Below are 16,044 nucleotides of genomic sequence, written 5' to 3'. Positions count from 1 at the left end.
CCTCCTCGCGTTGGTCCTCCGTGGAGGATTTTCCGGGGGCTTGTCAAGGATAACTGCCCGATTCGTGACCGGACCAACCGGGGTATCCGTGACCTCCGTCGCGAAGGGGTCACCTGCGGCGCCCGATTGTCCGAGTCGGTAGTACGGCATTTCTGTCTGGTTTCCGGTCGGTCACCATCGGTGTGGCGAATCGAGGTGGTGTGTCCGGGTGTTCGTGTGCCCGCCCCGGCCGCGGCGGTTCTGGCGGCGTGTCCCGAGTTCGTCCGGGCTGGGCCGCGGGCGGGAAATGTGGTGCGTGCGGCGGGCGTAGCGGGGTATGCCCCGGCCGATTGGTGCAGGTAGACCCCGGATCCGGGGTTCGTCCCCGCCGCCGCTCGCGGGCTGGGGCCGCGCCACGAGGGGAACTCGGTGAAGGTCAACGGATGCGCCCGGTGCGGGCAGCTCGTCTTCTTTGAGAACACCGCCTGCCTGCGATGCGGGGCGCCGCTTGGCTTCGACCCGGGACGTGGCCGGGTCCTCACCCTGGTCCCCGACTCGCCGCCGGCAGCGCGCCCGGCGGACCGCGACGACGGCCATGGACTGGCGACCGTCTTCTACGAGCTGCCGCCGGTCGCGGAGGTGGGGGCCGCGCTTGCCGACGGGCCGGTGATGGGTGGCCCGGCCATCGGTCGACCAGACGCGGTCCCGGGCGCCGGCCCCGCGCCGGACCCGATCGCCCGAGATCTCCTTGAGGCCGTCCCGGCGTCGCGTCGGCGCCGTTACCGGCGTTGCGCGAACGCCCGGCTCGCCGACTGCAACTGGCTCACCCCCGTGCCGACGCCCGCGCGTTGCGCGACCGAGGTCGCCGAGGTGGCCGGACGACCCGACGCGAGCGGAACCGCGTCGTCGGCGGAACCCGCCTCGTCCGGTGAGCTGTGCGTCTGCTGCCGGCTGACGCGGACGCGACCGGCGGACACGGACCCGGTGGGGAAGACGCAGTTCAAGCGGGCGGAGGCGGCCAAGCGCCGGCTCGTCGCCCAGCTGCTCGAACTCGGTCTGCCCGTCGTCTCCGGTGTCGACGACGCGGCGAACGGCCTCGCGTTCGACCTGCTCGGCAGCACCGAGCAGAAGGTGATGACCGGGCACAGCGACGGCATCATCACCCTCGACCTGGCCGAATCCGACGACGCATACCGCGAGATGGTCCGGACCCAGCTCGGGGAGCCCTACCGCACGCTGCTCGGGCATTTCCGCCACGAGACCGGTCACTACTACTGGTCCTCGCTGGTCGACGCCGATCCTGGGCGCGCCGAGCAGTTCCGCGACCTGTTCGGCGACGCGGGTCTCGACTACTCCGCCGCCGTTGACCGGCACTACGCCGAGGGCCCGCCGCGCAACTGGGGCGAGACCCACGTCAGCGCGTACGCCACGATGCACCCGTGGGAGGACTGGGCCGAGACCTTCGCCCACTATCTGCATATCCGCGACACGTTGCGAACCGCCGCCGAATTCGGCCTGCGGGTGGCCGGCCCGGATCTCGACTCGTTCGGGGTGGCGCCGCACAGTCTCGCTGCCGAGCCCGCCGACGTGGCGCCGTTCGGCATGGCCGGGCCCGACCGGAGCTCGCCACAGCTCGCCGAGATCGTCGCCCAGTGGCTGCCGCTGACCTATGCCCTCAACGCGATCAACCGCAGCATGGGCCGCGACGACATCTATCCGTTCGTGCTGACGCCCGCAGTCCAGGCGAAGCTCTCCTTCGTCCACGACGTCATCGCCGCTGGGGCGGGTGGAGCGGGAGCAGCATCGGAACGAACGTCTTGACCGACGGATCGTCCGTGATCGGCCGCGGACCACCGAGGACGACGAAGCCGGTGCGGGTGTACAGCCGCCGAGCCGGCCGGTTCGCGGGGGCCACCCACAGCTTCACCGCCTCGGCGCCGGCCTGCGCGGCCCAGGTCACCGCGGTCGCCAGCAGGACGTCCGCGGCGCCGGTGCCCCGGGCCGCGGGCGCCACCCACATGGCACCCAGCTCGCGTAACCAGGGCCGGCCGGTCGGGGTGAACCCCTGCACCATGCCGACCGCCTCGCCGGCCCGTTCCACGATCGCCACCAGGTCCGCGAGGGAGTCCGCCCCGTCCTCGGCGCGCCGCGCCCAGTCGGCCGCCGGCAATGCACGCGCTGCCTCCAGGGTCTGCCAGAACGCGGCGGGCGAGTCGGCGAGCGCGGCCAGCCGTAGCCGGCGCAGCAACGGCCCCTCGTCGGGCCGGATACGCCGGCCATGGATGCCGTCCGTCACGATGGTCGACTCCTCCTGTCGTGGCGGCGACATCGCGTGATCGGCGCGGCCGCCGGTGGGGTTGTTGCGTGGGGGAAAGGGTGGTGTTGGGCGTAATCGGCACGACCTTTAGCTCAAACGCCTCCCAGGCGGCCCCGCGAGCGCGGATACTGATCAAAGCGGCGGGACGGCGGAGGAGTTCGCTGGAGATGATCCATCGTGGGTAGGTCCGTCACACTCATCGTGCGGCAGGACGGCCCGGCGTGGTCGGCCTGGTCCCCGCAGTACCCGGGGCTCGCCATGGTGCAGCCGGCCGCGGCGGACCTGCGGGCCGTGCTGCCCGAGGTCCTGTCCTGGTACTTCGGCGAGGACGCCGCGATCGAGCCGCAGGTGCACTGCGAGCGGGAGCTGCACGGCGTCATCGTCCGGCTGGCGCAGGACGCCCAGCTGTACGAACGCGAACGGATCGCCGAGCGGCTCGGGGCCGCCCTCGGCGTCGCGAGCCAGCGGGCGCAGCTGCGTTCCGGTCCCGTCAGTGGCGCGGGCGAGGTCACCTTCGTCTGCGCCCTGCAATCCGACCGGATCGGCTGGCTGACCGCCCAGATGGAGGACGACAACGACACCGTCGTCGCCCTCCTGCCGGTCGCGGAGACGATGCTGTGGGCGATCCGGTTCGGCGCGGCCGGCGACGGTTCCGCCGCCGCGGTCGACCCCCTGGCCTACCCGCCCGACACCGCGCTGGGCGAGGTCATCCGCACGTTCGCCGGCCCCCGCCAGCAGCTACGCACCTGAGCCGCGGCCCTGCCTGCGCGGGCAGGGGCGGCCTTGACGAAGGTCGTGAGGGCTTTGGGGCGTGCCGGCTTCGAGGAGGTCGCCACGCGCGGCTCGCACTGCAAGCTGCGACCCGAGGAGAGCGCCCGGGTTGTGATCGTCCCGCTTCGTCGGGAGCTGGCTACAGGCACCCTTGCCTCGGTTCTGCGTCAGGCGGACATCGATGCGGGGAAGCTTAGGACGTTGCTCACCTGAGCGCGCTGCGATCCCGGGTGCAAGCTGGGTGAGTGACTCTGTCGAAGCGCGCGTCCTGGTTTCTGATCGCGGTTGGTGTGTGGACGTGGGCGATCTGGCCGAACTTCCTGCGGAACATCTGGAAGGATGATCGTTCCTGGGATGACGGCCCGACCGGTTTTTTCACCGTCCACCTGGTCCTGACCGTCGTCTCGCTCGTGATCGGCACCGTGGTCGGGTGGCTCGGTATCCGTGCGGCACGCGCCGGTCGTTCCGGCGTTTCCGAAAAGGCCGCCCCACTGAACCGCGTGTGAACGTCGTCCGCCGGGCGGTCGGTCCTGCCGCGTCGAGCGCTGTTGTCCGGTCAGTGAGCGTGGAGGTGCTGGGTGAGGAACAGAGCTGCTCGGTCCAGCGCCTGGTCCGCCTCGTCGAGCGTTCCGACGAACGCCTGGAACACGTGCGGCACCCCGGCTGTGACGTCGAGAATCACGTCGACGTCTGCCTCGCGTGCGCGCTCGGCCAGCCGCACGGAGTCGTCGAGGAGCAGTTCGTTCGTGCCGACCTGGAGCAGGATCGGCGGGAAGCCGGTCAGGTCCGCGAGGACAGCGGGAGCGAGTAGCAGCTGATTCGGGTCCTGACCGCCGAGATACATCTGACCGGTGTGGCCCATGCCCTCTCTGGTGAAGAACGGGTCGATGCCTTCCTTCGTGCGCATCGTCGCGCCGGTACGTGTGTGATCGAGTCCCGGTGAGAACGCCGCGATCGCCGCGGGCATCGGCAGCCCTGCGTCTCGGGCGGCGAGACACGTCGTCACGGTGAGTCCGCCACCGGCGGAGTCGCCTGCGAACACGATCGACGCCGGGTCGATGCCACGCTCCAGCAGGGTGCGGAACGCGGCGACGCAGTCGTCGATCGCGGCAGGAAACGGGTGCTCGGGGGCGAGTCGGTAGTCCAGCGAGATCGTCCGGACGCCGGTTCGCCTGACCAGGTTCGCGGTGAGGATCATCGCGGTCTCCGGCGACCCGAGTGAGAACGAGCCGCCGTGGAAGTACAGGATGGTTCCTGGCTGAACATCTCCCTGCGGTTCGACGAGGAGCGCGGGGCGGCCGGCCAGCTCGACCGACGTCCGCTGCACGTCGGCCGGGACGGGGAACGACCCCATGAACGCGGCGAAGCCCTCCCGCATCCGTGCGACCGGCACCGGTCCGGACGGTTGCGGCGCTTCGCGCAACATCACGTCCAGTGCGTGTCGTTGGTCCCTGCTCATGTGGCCTCCTGGCGGCTTGAGAGAAAAATATATGCCGTGGCATGCTTCAGATAGACTCTATGCCGTGGCATCTACTTCTGTGCACGAGGGGCTCGCCGGCTTCTTCGACGACCTGGTCCGCTGCGAGACCCGGCTCTACAACGCCGTCGGGGAGAAGCTCCGTGCCGAGCACGGCATCGTCGCCTCCCAGTTCGAGTTCTTGCGCTACCTCCGAGACCACCCGGAATCACGGGTGGCCGACGTCGCCACGAACTTCGCCGCCGGGATCGGTGCGATCAGCAAAGGCGTCGATCGGCTCGAAGCGCGCGGATGGGCCACCAGACTCCCGAACCCCGCCGACGGGCGCTCGTCGCTCATCAGCCTCACCACCAGCGGAGCCGAACTGGTCGCCGAGGCCGAACGAACCTTCCACGAGCACCTCGACGAGTTGATCGCCCCTGTCATCGGCGCCGATCAGGTCGACGCCGTGGGGGCGGCACTCGCCGCGCTTCGTCGCACACTCGAGCACGCGCGTATCGGCATCCCCGCCGGATAGGTCACGGTCCTCGAAAAGCGCGCGGCCTTGAACGACACGCCGTCACCCTCTCCCGCGATCGGCTCCTCGGCGGGGTGGCCCGGTACGCGGCACAGAGGACGAGCGGACGCCTGACCTCGGCCGTTCCGGCTCTGTCGGTGGCATCGGGTAGACACCTTGGTATGGCGGCAGACGAGACGACCTCAGCTCAGCCGGTGGCCGGCGGGTCCATGGCGCCGGCTGGCCCACAGTCGGCTGGCCCACAGTCGGCTGGCGCGGCCGTCGTACCCCAGGCGGCCCACGTGGAGGCGTCCGCCCCGGCCGCGGGTGACGGGGCGTTGCGGGTGCGGGCGGAGGAGCTGCTGCGCGCGTTGGCCGGGCCGGCCGCGGTGCTGCGGGAGGACCAGTGGCAGGCGATCGACGCGCTGGTCACCCGTCGGCGCCGGGTGCTGCTCGTGCAGCGCACCGGCTGGGGCAAGTCGGCGGTGTACTTCCTCGCCACCGCCCTGCTGCGCGGCGAGGCCGGCCTCGGCCCGGCTGATCCGGGCCGGCGCATCGGGCCGACAGTGATCGTCTCGCCGCTGCTCGCCCTCATCCGCAACCAGGCGGCCGCCGCCGGCCGGCTGGGGATTCGCGCGGGTGAGATCCACTCCGGCAACGTCACCGAGTGGGACGAGGTCTACGCGGCGCTGCGCGCCGGCGAACTCGACGTGCTGCTCGTCGGGCCGGAACGGCTGAACAACCCGACCTTTCGCGACGACTACCTGCCCGAGCTCGCCGCCACCACCGGGCTGCTCGTGGTCGACGAGGCGCACTGCATCTCCGACTGGGGGCACGACTTCCGCCCGGACTACCGCCGGCTGCGCACCCTGATCGCCGGGTTGCGCCCGCAGGTCCCGGTCCTCGCCACCACCGCAACCGCCAACCAGCGGGTGGTCGAGGACGTCAGCGAGCAGCTCGACGCCGGTGCCGGAGCGGGGCCCGATGCGGGGGAGGCATCGGGCACCCTGGTGCTGCGCGGGTCGCTCGACCGGGAGAGTCTGCGGCTCGCCGTCGTCGCCCTGCCCCGGGCCGAGCACCGCTTCGGTTGGCTTGCCGATCGGCTGGGTGAGCTGCCCGGATCGGGGATCGTCTACACGCTGACCAAGGCGGCGGCGGAGGAGCTGACCGCCTTCCTGCGCGGCGAGGGGTACCCGGTCGCCTGCTACCACGGTGGCACCGAGGCGGCCGAACGCATCGCGGCCGAGGAGGACCTGCTCGCGAACCGGGTCAAGGCGCTTGTCGCCACCAGCGCGCTCGGGATGGGCTTCGACAAGCCGGATCTGGGCTTCGTCGTACATGTCGGGGCGCCCTCGTCGCCGATCTCCTACTACCAGCAGATCGGGCGGGCCGGGCGGGCCGTCGAGACCGCGCAGGTCGTCCTCCTGCCGGCTGCGGAGGACCGCGACATCTGGCGCTACTTCACCGACACCTCCTTTCCGCCCGAGCGCGTGGTCCGCGCGGTTCTCGGCGTGCTCGCCGGCGCCAACCGGCCGATGTCCACCCAGGCTCTGCTGGCAGCCGTCGATCTCGGCCCCAGCCGGCTCGACCAGATGCTGAAGGTCCTCGACACCGACGGCGCGGTCCGCCGGGTCAAGGGCGGTTGGACGGCGACCGGAGCGCAATGGTTCTACGACGAGCCGCGCTACCGGCGGGTTGCCGCCGCGCGGGCCGCCGAGCAGCAGGCGATGCTCGATTACATCGCCACTCCCGGTTGCCGGATGGAGTTCCTGCGCCGCCAGCTCGACGATCCTCAGGCCGCCCCCTGCGGGCGGTGTGACCGGTGCACCGGTCACATGTGGCCATCAGCCGTCTCGACGTCCGCCAGTGCCCGGGCCCGTGAGGAGCTGATGCGCCCGGGGGTCGCCATCGAGCCGCGCCGGATGTGGCCGACGGGCATGAACCGGCTGGGCATCAGTCTGTCCGGCCGCATCCCGCCGACGGCCGGCGCCGAATCCGGACGGGTGGTGGCGCGGCTCGGTGACATCGGCTGGGGCAACCGCCTGCGGCCGATGTTCGCCGCGGGGCCTGCGCCCGGCTCCGATCCGGGCCCCGTCGATGGCCCCGGCCGCGACGCCGGGGGCGAGAGCGCGGCGGACGATCCGCTGCCCGCGGACCTGGTGGAGGCGGTCGTGGGCACGCTCGCCCACTGGAACTGGGAACGCCGCCCGGCCGCGGTCGTCTCGATCGCCTCGCGCAGCCGGCCCCTGCTGGTGTCCAGCCTCGCCGAACACATCGCGGCCATCGGCCGGCTGCCGCTGCTGGGCCAGCTTGACCGGGTCGGCGGCGGTCCGCACGCCGGACAGGTCCACAACAGCGCCCACCGGCTCGCCGGCCTGTGGGAGGCGTTCGCCGTCCCGCCGGGCCTGCACCGCGCACTCGGCGCGGTCGACGGTCCGATCCTGCTCGTCGACGACCGGGTCGTCACCGGTTGGACGATGACGGTGGCCGCCCGCCTGCTTCGCAAGGCCGGCGCGCCCGCGGTGCTGCCGTTCGCGCTCGCCGTCGACACCACCTGACCACCACCCGCCCTCGGCGGCCAGCGCCATGGCACGTCGCCGGACACGGCGGGATGCGCCGCGCGGAGTGACAATAGGACCAGAGATCGACTTAAAGGAATTATCAAACACCGCCGTTTCAGCAGTCGGCTTGGCACGCTGTGCGCACACCGCACATCGCGTCCGCCAATGGTGTGACATCAAGGTGAAATCGGTCGGCTGACCATGGACATTTCTCGAGTTCGTCCTAGCCTTGGCTCGCGGGGGTTTCGGGACCGGCCGGTCAACGGGCGGACGAGGCGGAGAGCGAGCACTGATCAATATGTGGGACGTCGACCGTTGCACCGCGATGGTGATGGGCGGCGGGCGGGGATACGTCGCCCACCGGTGCGGCAAACGAGCGATCGGGAAGGACCCGGACGGGCTGTGCCGGACCCATCGGCTGGAGCGGGAGGGCGCGCAGGACACCGACGCCGGCGAGCGGAAATGGCGGCGGGACAGGGAGACCGAGCGGCGGCTCAGTGAGCTCGCCCGCCACCTCGACGACTTCTACAGCCTGCCCGTGACGCTGGAATACGCCGAATCCTCGACCACCCGCCCGCCGACAGGGCGACTCCTGATCGATCCCGCCGATCTTCTCCGGGTGCTGCAGGCCCAGGACCTGATGCCGCGCCGCGCCGTCTGACCTGCGTCTGCCAGGTATCGGCCGAAAACGGTGAACATGAAGGCTTCCGAAAGTCGAAATTTGATCTCCGGAATTCCTGAGTGCGCCGGTCTCGGTAAATCAGAGGCGGCGGAACAGCAGGGCGCGCTTGACCTCCTGGATCGCCTTGGTGACCTGAATACCACGCGGACAGGCGTTTGTGCAGTTGAACGTGGTCCGGCAGCGCCAGACACCCTCGCGCTCGTTGAGGATTTCCAGCCGCTCATCGGCGCCGGCGTCGCGGCTGTCGAAGATGAAACGGTGGGCGGCGACGATTGCCTGCGGCCCGAAGTAGTCCCCGTCGTTCCAGAACACCGGGCACGAGGTCGTGCAGGCCGCGCACATGATGCACTTGGTGGTGTCGTCGAAGCGGGCCCGGTCCTCGGCGGACTGCAGCCGCTCCCGGGTCGGCTCGTGGTCGTCGGTGATGAGATAGGGCTTCACCGCCCGGAACGCGTCGAAGAACGGCTCCATGTCGACGATGAGGTCCTTCTCGACCGGCAGGCCCTTGATGGGCTCGATGGTGATCTCGGGCCCGAGGTCCTTCACGAGCACCTTGCAGGCGAGCCGGTTGACGCCGTTCACCCGCATCGCGTCCGACCCGCAGACGCCGTGGGCGCAGGAGCGGCGCAACGCCAGCGAGCCGTCGACGTGCCACTTCACCCACATGATCGCGTCGAGCAGGCGATCGCTGGCATCGAAGGGCACCTGGTAGCTCTCCCAGCGTGCCTCATCGGCGAACTCCGGGTCGAAGCGGCGGATTTTGAGCGTGACGGTCACGGGCGCCGGTCCGGTCGCGGCCGGACCCGAGGCCGCGGCGGGCCGGGAGTCGACGACGGTCATCAGTACTTGCGCTCCATCGGCTCGTAGCGGGTGACGACGACCGGCTTGTAGTCCAGCCGAATGTCCGCCTCGGGCGAAGCGGCCGTCAGCGGTCCCGACCGGTAGGCCATCGTGTGACGCATGAAGTTGACGTCGTCCCGGTTCGGGTAGTCCTCCCGCGAGTGGCCACCGCGGGACTCGTTGCGAGCCAGCGCCCCCACCACGAGGACCTCGGCGAGGTCGAGCAGGAAGCCGAGCTCGACCGCCTCCAGCAGCTCGGTGTTGTAACGGCGGCCCCGGTCGGACACGCCGACCTGCTGGTAGCGGACCTTCAACGCGGCGATGTCGCTGAGCGCCTGCTTGAGCGTCGCCTCGGTGCGGTACACCGAGGCGTTGACGTCCATCGACTCCTGCAGCTCGGCGCGGATCACGGCCGCGTTCTGCGTGCCGGCACCCCCACGCAACCGGCCCAGCATGTCGTCGACGAACGACGCCGGATTCGCCGGCAGGTCGACGTGGCTCGAGGTGGCGTTCGCGTACTCGGCGGCGGCGATGCCGGCCCGCCGGCCGAACACGTTGATGTCGAGCAGCGAGTTCGTCCCCAGGCGGTTCGCGCCGTGCACGGACACGCACGCCACCTCGCCGGCGGCGTACAGGCCGGGGACGACGGTGTCGTTGTCCGCGAGGACCTGCGCGTCGATGTTGGTCGGGATGCCGCCCATCGCGTAGTGCGCCGTCGGCTGGATCGGGATCGGGTCGTCGTACGGCTCGATCCCGAGGTAGGTGCGGGCGAACTCGGTGATGTCCGGCAGCTTCGCGTCGAGCTGCTCGGGCGGCAGATGGGTGAGGTCGAGATACACGTGGTCGGCGTCGGGGCCGCAGCCGCGACCGGCGCGGATCTCGGTGTAGATGGCCCTGGCCACCATGTCGCGGGGGGCGAGGTCCTTGATGGTCGGCGCGTAGCGCTCCATGAACCGTTCGCCGTCGCGGTTGCGCAGGATCCCGCCCTCGCCACGGGCGCCCTCGGTGAGCAGAATGCCCATCTTCCAGATGCCCGTCGGGTGGAACTGGAAGAACTCCATGTCCTCCAGCGGAATGCCGCGGCGAAATGCCAGACCCATGCCGTCGCCGGTAAGAGTGTGCGCATTTGACGTGACCTTGAACACCTTGCCGAACCCGCCGGTGGCGAAGACGACCGACTTGGCCTGGAAGACGTGGATCTCGCCGGTCTTCAGTTCATAGGCGACCACTCCGGCCGCCGCACCCTCATGCAGCAGCAGGTCGAGGACGTAGAACTCGTTGTAGAACTCGATGTCGTGCCGGACGCACTGCTGGTACAGCGTCTGAAGGATCATGTGGCCGGTGCGGTCCGCCGCGTAGCAGGACCGCCGGACCGGCGCCTTGCCGTGGTCGCGGGTGTGGCCGCCGAAGCGGCGCTGGTCGATCCGGCCTTCCGGGGTGCGGTTGAACGGCAGCCCCATCTTCTCCAGGTCGAGGACGGCGTCGATGGCCTCCTTCGCCATGATCTCGGCGGCGTCCTGGTCGACCAGGTAGTCGCCGCCCTTGATCGTGTCGAAGGTGTGCCACTCCCAGTTGTCCTCCTCGACGTTGGCCAACGCGGCGCACATGCCGCCCTGGGCCGCGCCGGTGTGCGACCGGGTCGGGTAGAGCTTGGTGAGAACGGCCGTCCGGCAGCGCTGCCCCGCCTCGAGGGCGGCGCGCATGCCGGCGCCGCCCGCGCCGACGATGACCGCGTCGTACCTGTGGATCTGCACGCCTGTCTCCTCACAGGTCCGGGTCGAACGTGAAGATGACCAGCGTGCCGAGGGTGACGACCAGGAACGCCGAGGTGTAAAGCAGCATCTTCAGCCAGAACCGGGTCTGTGCCCGTTCGGCATAGTCGTTGATCACGGTGCGCAGACCGTTGGTGCCATGCAGCTCGGCGAGCAGCAGCATGATCAGGTCCCACATGCGCCAGAATGGCGATGCCCAGCGGCCCGCGACGAAACCGAAGTTCACCCGCTGCACGCCGCCGTCGAGAATGTTCATGATGAACAGGTGGCCGAGCACCAGGAAGAACAGCAGCAGGCCGCTGATCCGCATGAACACCCAGGCGTAGAGCTCGAAGTTGCTGCGTACCTTCGCCGCGCCCGGCTTGGTCCGCCGTTGCGGCGAGCGCGGGGCGACGAGCTCCGGTGCGCTCCGATCGGCCGGCGTCGCCGTCGTCGCCATCAGGTCGCGCTCCCGAACAGCGTCTCGGCGGTGTGCAGCAGCATCCGGTAGGCCGCGGGGACGAGCAGCACCACAAACAGCACAATTTCGATGTACAGCATCTGCTTCTGATACTTGGGCCCGGACTCCCAGAAGTCGATCAGGATGATCCGGATGCCGTTGAGCGCGTGGAACAGCACGGCGGCCACCAGGCCGACCTCGAGCAGGTTCACGATCGGGCTCTTGTAGACCTCGATCACCTCGTTGTACGACGAGGGCGAGACCCGGACGAGAGCCGTGTCGAGCACGTGCGCGAACAGGAAGAAGAAGACCAGGACGCCCGTGATCCGGTGGGCGACCCAGGACCACATTCCCTCTCGCCCGCGGTACAGCGTGCCCGCTGGTGCCTTCGGCAATGAAAGCTCCTCCGGATCGGCCAGCCGCTCGGCCAGAAAAGATCATTTTAGTTACGCTGGCGGCGCCGTGAAGCCCCGGTGCATCACCGGGAGGACCCCGCGTGCCTTCGGCCGATGCTAGTGCCGGGCCTGGTCGGCAGCGGGTCCGGGTCCGTCGCCAGCGGGTGAACTATGCCACAGCGGGCCCGGCCGCCGCCGCCATCGCCACCGTCACTGCGCGGCGGCCGATGGACCGGCTGTCGGCGTCGGTGCCGGGCCGGTGGGCGGCGGCGTTTTGACAGGCGGTGTCGTCGCGGGAGCCGTCGGTGCCGTTTTGGTCGGCGGCGTCGACGGCAGTGGCTGCGTCGGTACCGGCGAGGGCGTCTCCGGCACGGTCGTCTCCGGCACGCTCGTTGGGGCCTCGGTCACCGAGGGCGCCGCCGACCGCGGGCGGCGGCTGCTGCCGCTGCTGCCGCTGCGGTTCGGCGTCTGGGGGGTCACCACCGTCGGGGCGGCGGAGGGCGTCGTCGTCGGCGGCGGGGTGGTCGCCGCAGTGGAGGGCGGAGCGGTCGTCTTCGGCCCCGTCACGTCGGTCGGTCCGGTCGGCGAGCCGCCCCCGGACAGGCCCACGGCCAGGGCGATCGCCGCGCCGGCCAGGATAGTGGCCGCGCCAGCCGCGATCGCGATGGTCCGTCGCCGACGCCCCGCGGGATCGCCGGGCCCCCGACCATGGCCGCCGTGCCCGTCTTGGTGCGCAGCCTCGGAGCGTCGGCGGGCCTCGTCGAGCGGGACGAGCCCGGCAGCGTGATCGTCGTCGAACAGCCCGAGGCTTGCCGTCGATGCCACGACGGGGACGATGCCGATGCGGGTCTCGTCGTCCGCCCCACCCTGCGCCGGCCCCGTCGCCTGGGCCGGCGGACCGATCCTGGTGTGGGCATCGTGATCGACCTGGGGCCGAGTGTGTTGCGGTGCGGCAGGCCGGGACGGTTCGTATCGGGCCGGCCGGGGACCCCCGCCGGTGGCGGGTGAGACGGCGGTCTCGTCCAGCGCTCCCAGCACCGGATCCGCGGTGATCTCGGCATCGCCGGACTCGGCTGGCCCGCGGGACTGGGTGGGTCCGCCGACGAGCGGGGCCGGGACACCGGCGGTGCGTGGGCCGGTGCCGCCGGCCTGACCGGACGCCGCGGCGCCCGTGGATGACCCGTTCCATGTCGAGGGCCCGGTCCGGCGGGCGGGACGAACCGCGGCCGGCCCGCCGTCGGTGCTCGGGCCCGCGGGCGCCGGGGCCGCCGGCTCGTCGAGGTTCTCCAGACCGACATCGGCGGCGCTCGCACCCTCGTCGTCGTCCTCGGATCGGGGACGCGCGTGCATGACCGACGCCGGCACCGGGTTGGCGTTGCGGGCGACGGGAATCAGCCGGCGACGGATCTCCGTGACGTCAGGGCGTTCCTCCGCCGGGCGATCCATCAGGTCGCTGAGCAGGTTACGCAGGGGCCCCGCCAGTCGGAAGGCGCGGCGGCGGCCCTCGACCACGGCGGTCAGCACCGCGTAGGTCTCCGGGCCCTCGAACGGGGGCTGGCCCTCGACCGCCGAGTACAGCGTCGCGCCCAGGCCCCACAGGTCGCTCGCCGGGCTGCCCGAGGAGCCCCGGACCCGCTCGGGGGCGATGTAGGCGGGGGAGCCGACGAGCGCGCCGGTCCCCGTCAGGGTCACGTCACCCTCGGTCGCGGCGATGCCGAAGTCGGTGAGCCGGACCCGGCCATCCCGGCCGAGCAGGACGTTGCCGGGTTTGACGTCGCGGTGCAGCACGCCGGCGGAATGCGCCGCGGCGAGCGCGTCGGTCAGCGCCAGCCCGATCGCCGCGACCTGGTCAAACGGCAGTGGGCCGTGAGTACGGATCACGTCGCCGAGGCTGTCCGCGTCGACGAGCTCCATGATGATCCAGTGCCGCTGGTGCTCCTCGACCACGTCGTACACGGAGACGATGGCCGGGCTGTGCAGCCGAGCCAGCGCGCGGGCCTCCCGCAGCACCCGCGCCCGGATCGCGTCGCGTTCGTTCTGCGCCCCTGCCATCGGGACGAGGATCTCCTTGATGGCCACCGGTCGTTGAAGTAGTTCGTCCTCACCACGCCAGACGACGCCGGCTCCACCACGCCCGATGGGCGTGTCGAGACGGTAGCGCTGAGCTACGTAACGAGGCGTGCTGTGCCGTGAGGTGTCCGGGGGCACGCTTGCCGATTTGGCCATCGTGTCAAGTCTGACAGACGGACGGATCCGCGCGCTCGACGGCCGGCAGGTTTGCGACCGCCGCGAGAGTCGGAAACCCGACGAAAGCTGCCATCACGGACCGGGCCGGAAGGCGCCGAAGAGTTGGTGCATCAATGCTTGATCCTGCAACCACAGATCCTCCCGGGTATGCCAGTAGAGGGCATATCCGTGGCCGTTGCGAACCGCGCCCCGGTTGAGCACATGCACCATGACCCCGTCCGACCTGCGGTACCCGAACTCCCAGTCGGCCTGCTCGGTGCCATCCCCGCCGTCGCTGGGAGCCAGCCGCACGCGCCGATAGTCCTGCACACTCCGGACAAAACCGGCCTCGTTGCGTTGCCAGTCGCCGATCGCGGAGGTGTTTGCCTGACTGACGCTACCGACCCGCAGGAACGCCTTGGTAGCCGGGTCCACGAAATCGACGTTGCCGGGGCCGCCGGGCCCCTGCCGGCGCTGCCAGGTCGACGGATAGGCCACCGACCAGCCGGCATTGGGATCCACGTAGGAGACCCAGCCCGGAGGCGCGGTTACCGCAGTGGTGTCCCGAGCCACCGGATCGGCGGCCCCGACCGGCGCGTCGGCAGGGCGGATGGGCGCGTCGCTCGCCGCGGTCCCCCGGGTCCTGTCCGCCCCGACGGCGTTGCCGGAGTCCGGGCCGATCGATTCCGCTGGTACACCGACCCCACCGCGCCCGGCAGCGACGTCAGCGGGCCCCGAGCCCCCGCCGCCGCTGATCAGGACCAGGACCACGATGATGGCCGCCGCAGCCAGCACGGCGAGTGCGGACACCGCGACGAGGCGGCGTCGGTGCAGGTTGGGGCCGCCGGCGGCCGTCCCCGCTGGTCCGAGCGGAGCTGCGGACTGGGCGCCCGTGGTCGGGGTCACCCGGGCGACGGGCCGGGTTGACGCTTCGCGGGCCGCTGCTTTCGCCGCCGGGATGGCGGGTTCGGTGGTGCTCGCGGCGCGCGGTCGGCTCCACGGCTGGCCGAACCGGCCGCGCCGCACCGCCCCGACGGGTGCGGTCGGTGCCGAAGCCGCCCGCCCGGTGCCGCCGTTCCCGGTGGCCGGGCCGGCGGCGGCCGCGTTGTCGGACGCCGTTGAGTCGGATGCCGTTGAGGCCGCCTGGCCGAGGCCGGGGGTGGTCGGGAGCGGGCCGTCACCTGTACCGCGACCGGCCAGCCGCGCCCGCGCCGGGATGCCGCCGAGCGCCCGCATCCGGTCCATCGAGCGCATGCGCTCGATGGGACTGGTCAGGCGAGTCCGTACCGCCTGTGCGCGCACAGGCGCGGGCGCGTAGAGCGGCCCGGCGGCCGATTCAGCGCCTACCGAAGGGGAGACCGTCGGTACGCCGGCCGCCGGCGTCTGGGGCGCCGATGTCGCGGCCGTCAGTTCGGAATAGCCGGGGTCGGAAGCGTCGGCCGAGGATCTCGGAGTCGTCGGAGTCGTCGAGGTTGTCCGAGTCGAGGTCGTCGAGGCGGGAACGATGGATTCTCCGGCATCGCGGCGTTTCGTGGCCCGCGTCTCAGCGATCTCACCCTGCCGACTTTCGGTCCCACCGCGTTGTTCGGGTGTACGGCTCTCATAGTCAGCACTATGTTCTTTTTCCGCCGGAGCTTGCTCTCGAGGGAGATCGGTGCCCTCGCCGTGCGGGCGGGACCCGTCGTCACCAAAAGGCTTGTCGGCCGGCTGCCGCGAACCATGGCCGCGCGAATTGGCGCCGCCACCCGGCTCGACCCGGTCGCGGGGAATCTCCCCACCGGGAGAACGACCCGCACCAACAGGATCGTCCCGGAGGTGCGGATCATCAGCACTGTGAGCGATGGTCCCGAGGCGGAGTCCATCGACCTCGTCGGCGGGATTGCGGCGGTCGGCCCGGTGAATGCCGCCGGACCGCTGGGGCAGCGCCGGCGGCGCATCCGGAACGTCCGCCGCTGCCGCGGCGGTCACCGCCGCGGCGTGGGGTTCTGTCACGGCGTGGGGTTCTGTCACGGCGTGGGGTTCTGTCACGGCATGGGGTTCTGTCACGGCGTGGGACTCCGTGGTGGTGGAGGACTCCGTCGTGGTGGAG

16 protein-coding genes are annotated in these 16,044 nt (G+C 71.0%); 8 read left to right on the top strand and 8 right to left on the bottom strand.

The window, feature by feature from the left end; genetic code table 11:
* The first annotated feature begins 408 nt into the window (after window positions 1-408).
* Complete coding sequence (locus tag NBZ83_RS10180; protein WP_261574832.1) at window positions 409-1,800, top strand: zinc-binding metallopeptidase family protein; 1,392 nt, start codon at window positions 409-411, stop codon at window positions 1,798-1,800.
* On the opposite strand, the gene NBZ83_RS10175 is transcribed toward NBZ83_RS10180, so the two are convergent.
* Window positions 1,748-2,275: a GNAT family N-acetyltransferase gene (locus NBZ83_RS10175; protein WP_261574831.1), complete on the bottom strand. Its 528-nt coding sequence runs from the start codon at window positions 2,273-2,275 to the stop codon at window positions 1,748-1,750. The genes NBZ83_RS10180 and NBZ83_RS10175 overlap by 53 nt on opposite strands.
* A gap of 198 nt (window positions 2,276-2,473) precedes the next feature.
* Here NBZ83_RS10175 and NBZ83_RS10170 point away from each other — a divergent pair, with 198 nt between their 5' ends.
* From NBZ83_RS10170 to NBZ83_RS10160, 3 genes are read left to right on the top strand one after another with little or no spacing between them, the layout of a single operon-like run.
* A complete protein-coding gene (locus NBZ83_RS10170) occupies window positions 2,474-3,046 on the top strand; it encodes a hypothetical protein (protein ID WP_261566610.1) in 573 nt (190 codons plus the stop codon).
* Between the two features lie 45 nt (window positions 3,047-3,091).
* A complete protein-coding gene (locus NBZ83_RS10165) occupies window positions 3,092-3,280 on the top strand; it encodes a type II toxin-antitoxin system HicA family toxin (protein ID WP_261566631.1) in 189 nt (62 codons plus the stop codon).
* Between the two features lie 32 nt (window positions 3,281-3,312).
* Window positions 3,313-3,573, top strand: a complete 261-nt coding sequence (locus NBZ83_RS10160) for an SCO4848 family membrane protein (protein WP_308203307.1) — start codon at window positions 3,313-3,315, stop codon at window positions 3,571-3,573.
* A gap of 50 nt (window positions 3,574-3,623) precedes the next feature.
* Here the strand turns inward: NBZ83_RS10160 and NBZ83_RS10155 are convergent, their stop codons facing one another.
* The gene (locus tag NBZ83_RS10155; protein WP_261566608.1) at window positions 3,624-4,526 is read right to left on the bottom strand and encodes an alpha/beta hydrolase; all 903 of its coding nucleotides are present in this window, start codon (window positions 4,524-4,526) and stop codon (window positions 3,624-3,626) included.
* Window positions 4,527-4,590: 64 nt separating this feature from the next.
* Here NBZ83_RS10155 and NBZ83_RS10150 point away from each other — a divergent pair, with 64 nt between their 5' ends.
* The 3 genes from NBZ83_RS10150 (at window position 4,591) to NBZ83_RS10140 (ending at window position 8,262) form a co-directional block, all read left to right on the top strand.
* Window positions 4,591-5,061, top strand: coding sequence for a MarR family winged helix-turn-helix transcriptional regulator (locus NBZ83_RS10150; RefSeq protein WP_261574830.1), 471 nt, complete (start codon window positions 4,591-4,593; stop codon window positions 5,059-5,061).
* Between the two features lie 161 nt (window positions 5,062-5,222).
* Window positions 5,223-7,598: a RecQ family ATP-dependent DNA helicase gene (locus tag NBZ83_RS10145; protein ID WP_498041046.1), complete on the top strand. Its 2,376-nt coding sequence runs from the start codon at window positions 5,223-5,225 to the stop codon at window positions 7,596-7,598.
* A 301-nt stretch (window positions 7,599-7,899) separates the two neighbouring features.
* The gene (locus NBZ83_RS10140; RefSeq protein ID WP_261574829.1) at window positions 7,900-8,262 is read left to right on the top strand and encodes a hypothetical protein; all 363 of its coding nucleotides are present in this window, start codon (window positions 7,900-7,902) and stop codon (window positions 8,260-8,262) included.
* A gap of 99 nt (window positions 8,263-8,361) precedes the next feature.
* Here NBZ83_RS10140 and NBZ83_RS10135 read toward each other — a convergent pair whose 3' ends face one another.
* The 6 genes from NBZ83_RS10135 to NBZ83_RS10110 form a co-directional block, all read right to left on the bottom strand.
* The gene (locus NBZ83_RS10135) at window positions 8,362-9,123 is read right to left on the bottom strand and encodes a succinate dehydrogenase iron-sulfur subunit (protein WP_261566605.1); all 762 of its coding nucleotides are present in this window, start codon (window positions 9,121-9,123) and stop codon (window positions 8,362-8,364) included.
* Window positions 9,123-10,877, bottom strand: coding sequence for a succinate dehydrogenase flavoprotein subunit (gene sdhA, locus NBZ83_RS10130; protein ID WP_261566604.1), 1,755 nt, complete (start codon window positions 10,875-10,877; stop codon window positions 9,123-9,125). Before sdhA ends, NBZ83_RS10135 begins: the two co-directional genes overlap by 1 nt.
* A 10-nt stretch (window positions 10,878-10,887) precedes the next feature.
* Complete coding sequence (locus tag NBZ83_RS10125; protein ID WP_261574828.1) at window positions 10,888-11,334, bottom strand: succinate dehydrogenase hydrophobic membrane anchor subunit; 447 nt, start codon at window positions 11,332-11,334, stop codon at window positions 10,888-10,890.
* Entirely contained in the window at window positions 11,334-11,729 is a 396-nt protein-coding gene (sdhC, locus tag NBZ83_RS10120; protein ID WP_261566602.1) for a succinate dehydrogenase, cytochrome b556 subunit, read from the bottom strand. The genes NBZ83_RS10125 and sdhC overlap by 1 nt, the downstream gene beginning before the upstream one ends.
* Before the next feature lie 210 nt (window positions 11,730-11,939).
* Window positions 11,940-13,955 (bottom strand): serine/threonine-protein kinase, encoded by a 2,016-nt coding sequence (locus NBZ83_RS10115; protein ID WP_261574827.1) that lies wholly within the window; start codon window positions 13,953-13,955, stop codon window positions 11,940-11,942.
* A gap of 93 nt (window positions 13,956-14,048) precedes the next feature.
* The gene (locus NBZ83_RS10110) at window positions 14,049-15,209 is read right to left on the bottom strand and encodes a serine/threonine kinase C-terminal domain-containing protein (protein ID WP_261574826.1); all 1,161 of its coding nucleotides are present in this window, start codon (window positions 15,207-15,209) and stop codon (window positions 14,049-14,051) included.
* Window positions 15,210-15,536: 327 nt separating this feature from the next.
* On the opposite strand from NBZ83_RS10110, the gene NBZ83_RS10105 reads away from it, so the two are divergent.
* Window positions 15,537-16,044: hypothetical protein (locus NBZ83_RS10105; protein ID WP_261574825.1), on the top strand; the 508-nt coding region annotated here is incomplete at its 3' end.

Source organism: Frankia gtarii (assembly GCF_025403375.1).
Lineage (GTDB): Bacteria > Actinomycetota > Actinomycetes > Frankiales > Frankiaceae > Frankia > Frankia gtarii.
Note: the sequence above shows the minus strand (reverse complement) of the source record. Positions and strands in the feature narration are given on the sequence as shown.

Excerpts from the sequence above, each read along its gene's own strand:
- NBZ83_RS10155 (WP_261566608.1), bottom strand. The coding sequence starts at position 4,526 with ATGAGCAGGGACCAACGACACGCACTGGACGTGATGTTGCGCGAAGCG.
- NBZ83_RS10145 (WP_498041046.1), top strand. The coding sequence starts at position 5,223 with ATGGCGGCAGACGAGACGACCTCAGCTCAGCCGGTGGCCGGCGGGTCC.
- NBZ83_RS10140 (WP_261574829.1), top strand. The coding sequence starts at position 7,900 with ATGTGGGACGTCGACCGTTGCACCGCGATGGTGATGGGCGGCGGGCGG.
- NBZ83_RS10135 (WP_261566605.1), bottom strand. The coding sequence starts at position 9,123 with ATGACCGTCGTCGACTCCCGGCCCGCCGCGGCCTCGGGTCCGGCCGCG.
- NBZ83_RS10125 (WP_261574828.1), bottom strand. The coding sequence starts at position 11,334 with ATGGCGACGACGGCGACGCCGGCCGATCGGAGCGCACCGGAGCTCGTC.
- NBZ83_RS10115 (WP_261574827.1), bottom strand. The coding sequence starts at position 13,955 with ATGGCCAAATCGGCAAGCGTGCCCCCGGACACCTCACGGCACAGCACG.
- NBZ83_RS10110 (WP_261574826.1), bottom strand. The coding sequence starts at position 15,209 with ATGCGCTCGATGGACCGGATGCGGGCGCTCGGCGGCATCCCGGCGCGG.